The organism is Halomicronema sp. CCY15110 (assembly GCF_016888165.1).
In the GTDB taxonomy this organism is placed as follows: domain Bacteria; phylum Cyanobacteriota; class Cyanobacteriia; order Phormidesmidales; family Phormidesmidaceae; genus Halomicronema.
The window spans coordinates 1-4,775 of sequence record NZ_JACSWC010000297.1 but is presented as its reverse complement, the minus strand read 5'-3'; the positions used below and the strand labels follow the sequence as shown (position 1 = coordinate 4,775).

6 protein-coding genes are annotated in these 4,775 nt (G+C 55.1%); 4 read left to right on the top strand and 2 right to left on the bottom strand.

Annotated elements, in window-relative coordinates; all coding sequences use genetic code 11:
- The first annotated feature begins 226 nt into the window (after window positions 1–226).
- The 3 genes from JUK32_RS12720 to JUK32_RS12710 all read left to right on the top strand — a co-directional run bounded on the left by JUK32_RS12720 (window position 227) and on the right by JUK32_RS12710 (window position 1,474).
- Window positions 227–559: a DUF433 domain-containing protein gene (locus JUK32_RS12720; protein ID WP_204139232.1), complete on the top strand. Its 333-nt coding sequence runs from the start codon at window positions 227–229 to the stop codon at window positions 557–559.
- Complete coding sequence (locus tag JUK32_RS12715; protein ID WP_204139231.1) at window positions 556–909, top strand: DUF5615 family PIN-like protein; 354 nt, start codon at window positions 556–558, stop codon at window positions 907–909. Before JUK32_RS12720 ends, JUK32_RS12715 begins: the two co-directional genes overlap by 4 nt.
- 109 nt (window positions 910–1,018) lie before the next feature.
- Window positions 1,019–1,474 carry a thioesterase family protein gene (locus tag JUK32_RS12710; RefSeq protein WP_204139230.1) on the top strand — a complete coding sequence of 152 codons (456 nt, stop codon included), beginning with the start codon at window positions 1,019–1,021 and terminating at the stop codon, window positions 1,472–1,474.
- Here the strand turns inward: JUK32_RS12710 and JUK32_RS12705 are convergent.
- Window positions 1,466–2,353: a LysR family transcriptional regulator gene (locus JUK32_RS12705; protein WP_204139229.1), complete on the bottom strand. Its 888-nt coding sequence runs from the start codon at window positions 2,351–2,353 to the stop codon at window positions 1,466–1,468. The genes JUK32_RS12710 and JUK32_RS12705 overlap by 9 nt on opposite strands.
- 117 nt (window positions 2,354–2,470) lie before the next feature.
- On the opposite strand from JUK32_RS12705, the gene JUK32_RS12700 reads away from it, so the two are divergent.
- A complete protein-coding gene (locus tag JUK32_RS12700) occupies window positions 2,471–2,959 on the top strand; it encodes a redox protein (RefSeq protein WP_204139228.1) in 489 nt (162 codons plus the stop codon).
- Between the two features lie 174 nt (window positions 2,960–3,133).
- On the opposite strand, the gene JUK32_RS12695 is transcribed toward JUK32_RS12700, so the two are convergent.
- Entirely contained in the window at window positions 3,134–4,483 is a 1,350-nt protein-coding gene (locus JUK32_RS12695) for a serine hydrolase (protein ID WP_204139227.1), read from the bottom strand.
- Window positions 4,484–4,775 lie beyond the last annotated feature (292 nt).

The following is a 4,775-nucleotide window of genomic DNA, read 5'->3' as shown; positions in this document are numbered from 1 at the left end:
CACAGATGGCTCCCCTTCTCAATCTGAGAATCTAGCTACATCAATACTCTCAGGACTTTTCTGCACCACTAAGGAATCTCGCTCAGACTCAGAGTTTTTGTAGTGGAGAAATCGCCTTCTCTGTCATCTTTTTCGAGACATCGCCCGCCGCACCCCAGCCCGATCGCTTTCCCAGTGATTGCAGGGGCGATCGCTTACCATCGTAGCTAGAGAAATGGTGGAGAAAATGACCGCATCACCCGTGTTGACCAAGCAGTATGTTGAGCAGCGCGATCGAGGCTACTGGATTGCTGGCACTCGGGTCTCATTAGATTCTGTCGTCCACGGCTTCTTGAATGGCGAGTCGCCGGAAAGTATTGCCCAAAATTTTCCGGTACTTAACCTTGAGCAAGTTTACGGAGGGATCACTTTTTATCTCGCTAATCGAGAGCTGATTGATCATTACTTACAAGACAGCAGAGCTGAGTTTGAGCAGTTGCAGCAGACTCTCAGGCAACAGAACTCGCTTTTGTACCAAAAACTAAAAACGGCCCAGCTTCAGAAGCCGCGTGAGTCATGACGACGGTGCGGTTCCAAGCGGACGCTGATCTGAAGCAGGCCATTGTCAGTGGAGTCATTCGTAGACAACCTGAAATTGATTTTCGATCAGCAAATACAACGAATTTAGAAGGAAAGAAAGATGCCGAGGTTTTGGCGATCGCAACTCAGTCCAGTCGGGTTCTCGTAACACACGATCGCAAAACAATGCCCACAGAGTTTGGGAATTTCATCACGTCTCGAAACAGCTCTGGCGTCATCGTCATCGCCCAAAACGTGTCACTCAACGAAGCAATAGAAGCCCTCATTTTGATTTGGGAAGCGACGACTGCAGAGGAGTGGATAAATCAGATTATGTCTGTTCCTTTCTAGTCATAGGCTGAGGTGAGATCGCCCATCCCACCCAAGCGCGATCGCACCAAAGAAGTTGTCCGAAAACCGCTGACCAGGTAAATTCGGTGCAACTTCCCCAAGAGCATTGATGAAAGTGAAAGAGAAGGTTCCGGAGCAGGCGTTTGAATATCGGGTCAGAGTGCAGCCGCATCACACCGACTACGGGGGCGTCGTGTGGCACGGCAACTATGTCGCGTGGCTAGAGGCGGCGCGGGTGGAATGGTTGCGATCGCACCACATCGAGTTTGCCGATTGGGTCAAGAGTGGGGTCGATTTACCCGTGGTGGATTTGTCCATTCAGTATCGGCAACCCCTTACCCTGGGAGCGATCGCCCTGATCAAATGTTGGTTATTGCCCAGCAAAAATGTGCGGCTGGTTTGGCAGTACGAGATTCTCAATGCGGATACCCAGGAACGGTGCGCCTCGGCCCAGGTTACTCTCGTCCCGATTCAACAGCAACCGCGCAAAATCTTACGCCGCTTGCCAGAACCCATGCAGTCTGATCTTGCTCGATTAATGGCCTCCTCATCCCCGTCAGGATGACTGCACCGAGTTGGGACAATGGTCCGTGCGGAGCATATTAATAAACACCTCAACGGCGGGAGCATGGGGCGTTTGGGCTAGCGTGGCGACGCCGATCACCCGCTCTAACGGCTCCGGCAGTGATCGCACCTGCACCCCCGCCGGAATCGGCAGCGCCGCGAGCCGGGGCAAGATGGCCGCCCCCAATCCCTGGGCTACCATACTGACAATGGTGGAATCTTCCTTGATCACATAGGCTACCTGTAGTTCTTGGCCCCAGCGCTGCCAATGATCCCGCACCACATTGGTACATTCCGCATAGTTGTATAAGACAAAATTATAATCGGCCAGGTCATGCCAAGTCAGGTTGGGCGACAAGTTCGTCCTCCCTGCCGGCAACAGCGCCACATACTCATCGCGGGCCACTTCCCACACCGCAAATTCTTCAGATCGGGGCAACGGCACCAGCCCCATATCCACCTGGCCTTCCCGCAGCGCTTGCTCAACGCCCGCCGGTTCCAACTCGGTCAAGCTGATTTCCACTCGGGGAAACTGCGATCGAAATTGGGCCAAAATGGGCGGCAGCAAGTGGGTCGCCGCACTCCGAAAGGAGGCAATACGCAACCGTCCTGCATACAGCCCCTTTTCCAGATTTACCTCGTAGTCGATGAGCTCCCGCAGTTCCAGCATGTTGTGTGCGTGATACAAGACGCGCTCGCCCACCTGGGTCAGCTTGGCCCCAAACCGCCCCCGTTTCAACAGGGGCACCCCCAATTCCCCTTCTAAGGCGGCGATCGCGCGACTCACGGCCGCCTGAGACGTATCGAGGGTAAGAGCGGCGTGGGAAAAAGTGCCTTCGCGGGCGATCGCCGCCAACACAGCTAACTGATGAATGTTCATAACAGCAACCTATTCGGCTAGCGAATAGATGAAACTCGCAGAGGGTTTTGATCTCCCCTAGCAGTAGAGGTTAGCGTGACGGACAAGCTGAAATCATGCCGAATTTGACAGGTTGCCATGTTTGAACTCATCTCTTTTCATCGTTTTCGCGACACCCCCAGCGTCCAGTTTTTTGATATTACGGTCACCGATTCCAACGCCCGCGACTTAGTTTTCCACGATGGCCCGGCCACTAGTCCCAATAACTCCTCGCAGGGCGGCTGGCAGTTTTATCTGCATCCCAATCAAGAAGACAACCTGCTCGCGGTTTCCGGCGGTCGCACCTTCTACCTGGTCAATTTTGCTTGGCAATATCCCTTCCATGAAGTGCGGTTAGATGCCAATAGTCACATTTTGCGACTGCCCCCCGGCACCTTCCACCGTTCCGTTTCCGACCCCAACGGCTCCCTCGTCATTAACCAGGCCGTGCGCACCGCCCAAGCCACCATCCACAGCGAGTTCCGCGTTTACAACAGCGACACCATCCCCCGGTTGCGGCGCTTACTCACCTCGGGCCTGCCGCCCATGCGCCACGGCTTTATCGAAGATTGGCCGATGGCGGCGTAGGCAGAGGCCGCATGAGGCAGGGGACGGTTCTCTTAATTTCCCGTTGAGGTAATGTTTTCCCCGCGATTAGAGAACCGTCCCCGGTAGAGGCGCAGAGCACCGTCCCCTCGTGCTCTGCGCCTCTCAATTGGAGTTAAGGTTTTCCCCTTGAGTAGAGAACCGTCCCCGATGGGACTATCGCGTGACGGGGATGAGATGCCCCTCATCCAGCACATGCTGAATGACATCGCCGATGACCTGTCGCAACATCTGTTGGTTGCCGCTATTGTCAATCGTCACCGTCAACACATAGCGCTCATCATCAATCTTCAGGGCGGTCGAGCTGCCAATCATATTCGAGTTTTGGCCGGTCTTTTCGCCAATCCACGCGACGCGCTTATTGCGCAGCTTGCTGATGGCGGTGTAGCCAAAATCCCAGTCATACTGGCCCACCATGGCATCCAAAATTTCCGTGGCCCCCGGCCCTTCAAAGGTATAGACCTGGCGCATCATTTCCGTGACTTCATTGGTAGTCATCACGTTGCGGCCCACGGCACGGTTGCGGGTGGGGGAGACCCGATTACCCGTCAACTTCGTGCGAATCTTGGTTTGCTCGTATCCCAGCTCTTGCAGGGCCTGATCCATATACTCCCAACCCAGATAATCCAGCAGTTGGTTGGTGGCAATGTTGTTGCTTTCCTTGATCATCCGCACCATCACCTCGCGGATGGGGTAGGTCTCAGTCACAAAGATCTTGGCCCCCTGAGCATTTTCCGTCCAGTTGTGCGCGTCGATATACATCGGCTCTTCGATATCGATGCCTTCATCGGTCAATTTTTTCATCAACACGACGGCGACGGGCAGCTTGATCAGGCTGGCGGGACTGGCGGGCGGTTGGTCGCCCTTGTAGTCCAGGCAGGTGCCGTCCAAATGGCACAGGGTAATGCGAATCGCGTGGGGTCGCCCGGTGGCCTCAGCAATTTCCGCTAAAAAGGCTGACTCTAGCTCACGAATATCTGCTTTGACCGGGTTGAGAATGGCAGTGTAAGTTTCGCGTCTAGTGGCCGCCACCTCGGCCAGACTCGATGAATCAGGAATTTGGTCTAACTGGCGCAGGGTCGCTTCCCACAGATATTCCTGCTGTTGCAGCTCGGCCAAGGTTTCTTCGCCATCGGCACGACTGGCATCGCGGACGGCAATGCCCTGCACCGCCAGCTCTTTTGACCGGGTGAGGTTCGCATCGGCGATCGCCTCTTGTTCTAGTCGCCGCCGGGTCAGCCGCAACGCTGGCTGATCGGTAAATTGAGCCGCCAAATCCATCGTTGCTGCCGCTTCCGTAGCCATGATGTCGTCTTCAACGGCGGCACTGTCCGCCTCACTATCGGTGGCCGACGGCGGTTGCGCCGTTAGCGACATGACGGTTGGGTACAGGGTGCCAATGGCGATCGCCAAGGCCAGACCAGTCCCCAACCCTGCCCCAAACAATACTGGTCCCCTCCAGCCTCGCTCCGTTAATCGATTTTTCAGACTGTCTCCTATCACCACGGCTTCTCACTCCTTACGGACACACACCACACCGCTCGCTAAATTATCGCGTTTAGCAGGCCAATAAGTGTCCGGTGGGCTACGAATTGCCTTGAAAATGACCTGGTCAGGGGATTAGGGGATGGTTCCCTAGCGATTTATCCGACAGGGGTAAGCAAAGTCCAAGGGAACTGTCCCCTTAGGTGCATCCCAGTTTCGTCACCCTCATCCTAAATCCCTCTCCCAGCTTTGGGCTACTAAGTACACACAAGTCATGTTGTAGTAGGATGCTGCCAGAAAACATGGGGTCATC